Raw genomic sequence first — 2,862 nt, 5'->3', positions numbered from 1 at the left:
AGCCTTCGTATAAAAAGGATCTCGAATCTTGAATACCCCCGTTCTCATAGAATCGAACTGGTCCGTTCATTAAATTGGCTACAGAGATTTCATAGCTTGGCAAATCCAATGGTCGGAAAATCCAAAATCCGGTTTTTGAATAAGCTAAGGATTCTTTTTCCTTTGTGTATATCACACAAAGCGCGTCAGTATAGTCAAGTAGCTTTAAATTCTGATTGTAATAATGAACCAGCGTGTCTGGAAGCACTTCTGTACGGTCAAGTTTATCAAGATATTTAGGCATATCTTGCTGCTTTTGCCAAAAATTAACTTGTGCCGTGTCTATTTTAGCCGCGGTTTTAAAGATACCAGTCTTTGGTGGAATGGTTCTCAGTTTGGCTAATTTCTCATTTATTACCTTATCTGGGTAACGGTTAGGATTAGGAACTTTAATCATTTTGTTAATGATGAAGCCTTCTTCTTTAGTTTTGTTTTGATAGAGGGATTTAAAAAAGTGTTGGGAAGAGCCATAATATGCAATTTCGCGATTTATGGTATATTTTTTTCTTCTTGCTGATGAAGCCCTTAGTTCCTCAAAAAATGGATGCCCCGAGTAATAAATTATGCGTGTTCTGGAGTTGTACTCAAAATTATCAAGCATATATTTTAAGCGATATCCTAAAGCTTTATTTTCAACTATTAAAAACTCATCTGTTTTTACCGTAAGTAAGCTTTTGCTGACATCATAATCTATATTAAGGACCTGAGGATTTAGTATTTTACACTGGGCAGCATTTGGCGATTTACCAATAAAGAACTCTTTAAACTGCTCAATATATTTGGCCCTGTTAGGATCTGCACGAATTACTACTTCATTTAACTGAACTGTATTCTCTTTAAGGGTTAGTTCTACCTCTACTGATTTATCGGAAATGACAACATTTTTGGAATAGGGCAGGTACCCTACCATTTGAACAAGGATATCGTAATTCCCTGGTTGCAGGTTGTTTATTTTAAAGCGGCCATTGTTATCGGCTGCCGTAGCTATTTTATAGCCACTAATGTAAACACCTGCACCAGGTAAAGTTTCTTTCTGATCTGCTTTAATGTCTGCCATATCTGTATAGAACGGATAGGTTCGCTGAGCTGCCATATAGGTTAAAGCTACAACACTGCCACCTTCATTTATTGCATCAAGTTTTTTGGCTACAGCAAGCATTTTGTGAAATGAAAGTGCAGAAACATCTATGCCTTTTTGATAATAATCGTAGTTTAGCTCTGTGTAAGGAATTTTTTTACGAATGTTTACACTCATGCCAATTGAATGGAGCACAAAGTCTATTTTACCACCTAATATTTCTTGTGATTGGGTAAACAGATTTGTAAGTTCATCTACATTGGTCGCATCAGCAGGAACGATCTGAGAACCTGTTTTTTCTGCCAAAGCATTAATCTCACCCATTCTCATGGCAATAGGAGCATTGGTTAAAACAAATTCAGCACCTTCTTCATGTGCTTTTTCCGCAACTTTCCATGCTATTGAATTTTGATCTAATGCTCCTGTAATGACACCACGTTTACCTTTTAGTAAGTTATACATATCTTTTTATTTTGGTTCTTCTTATGATTTATCGAAAGTAATAAAAATCTAAAAGATATGTGTGGCGGTTATTGTTAAAGATTAGTTAAAACCAAGCAGCTCCTGAGCATTTTTTAGGGCCGATGCACCAGGGTCTTTACCACTAAGCATTTCAGCAATTGCCCTTATTCTATCTTCAGGCTTTAATTTTCTAATCCCTGTTGTGGTACGCTCAGTCTCTTCATTTTTATAAACAAAATAATGAGCATCACCTTTTGCTGCAATTTGAGGTAGGTGAGTAATGCATATTACCTGCATATTCTGTTCCAGATCTCCAATTACATTACCTACCCGAACGGCTGTCTCTCCTGAAATACCTGTATCGATTTCGTCAAATATTAAGGTAGGTAGTGAGGTGTGCTTGGCCATGATGGACTTAATAGCCAGCATCAGTCTGGACAGCTCTCCTCCGGAGGCAACTTTACCCACAGGAGCAGGCGCCTGCCCGCTATTGGCAGAGAATAGTAAGGTGATATTGTCTTTTCCGTCCTTATTCAATTCAGGAAGTACATTCTGTTCAATTTTAATTTTAGCATTGGGCATGCCAACCTGACTAAGCACCTTAGCTACCTGATCTTCTGTATTGGTTATAGATTTGCTTCTGTTTGCCGATAGTTCGGTCGCTTTGCGTTCCAGATCTTCCTTCATCAAGGCTATTTCTTTTGTAAGTCGTTCAATCTCTTCATCTCCGCTTAATAGCTCACTTAGATTTTGGGATAATTGCGCTTCAATAGCCTGCAATTCTTCAATAGTATTTACCCTGTGTTTTTGCTGGAGATTATAAATGATGTCTAACCGTGCGTTAATTTCCTCAATTCTGGAAGGGTTAAAAATAATTCCTTCTTCAAATGCTACAGTTTCCTGAGCAATGTCTTTAATTTCTATAAGTGAAGACCTTAGGCGTTCGTTTAATGTGGCATAATCAGGATTAAATTTCTCAATGCTTTGAAGCTGATTGATAACCTCTTTTAATAGAGGTAGCACAGCTGTTTCCTGTTCACTCAGTATATTCTGACTATTTAAAAGGCTTCTTTTGATGCTTTCAGCGTTGCTAAGCATTTGTAATTCAGTTTCAAGCTGTTCCTGCTCGCCGGACTTTAAGGCCGCGGTTTCCAATTCATTGAAAAGGAACTGTTCGTAGTCTTGTCTACTGCGGGCTTCTGCAGCAGCTTCCTGTAAAATGGATAGTTGTTGCTGTGTTTTCTTATAAACTTTATACTGCTCACGGTACTGAGCCAACAAGG

The 2,862-nt window shown here is 37.8% G+C and carries 2 protein-coding genes; both read right to left on the bottom strand.

Annotation, left to right across the window (positions count from 1 at the left end):
- Window positions 1-1,579 (bottom strand): SDR family oxidoreductase (locus tag AC1DG9_RS26615; protein WP_477635641.1); only part of this gene is annotated, 1,579 nt, incomplete at its 3' end.
- An 81-nt stretch (window positions 1,580-1,660) separates the two neighbouring features.
- On the bottom strand, window positions 1,661-2,862 hold a 1,202-nt coding region (locus AC1DG9_RS26610; RefSeq protein WP_477635640.1), incomplete at its 5' end, for a DNA repair protein RecN.

It is taken from the genome of Pedobacter sp. 05L430 (genome assembly GCF_056397585.1).
This window is presented reverse-complemented; position numbering and strand designations above follow the sequence as displayed.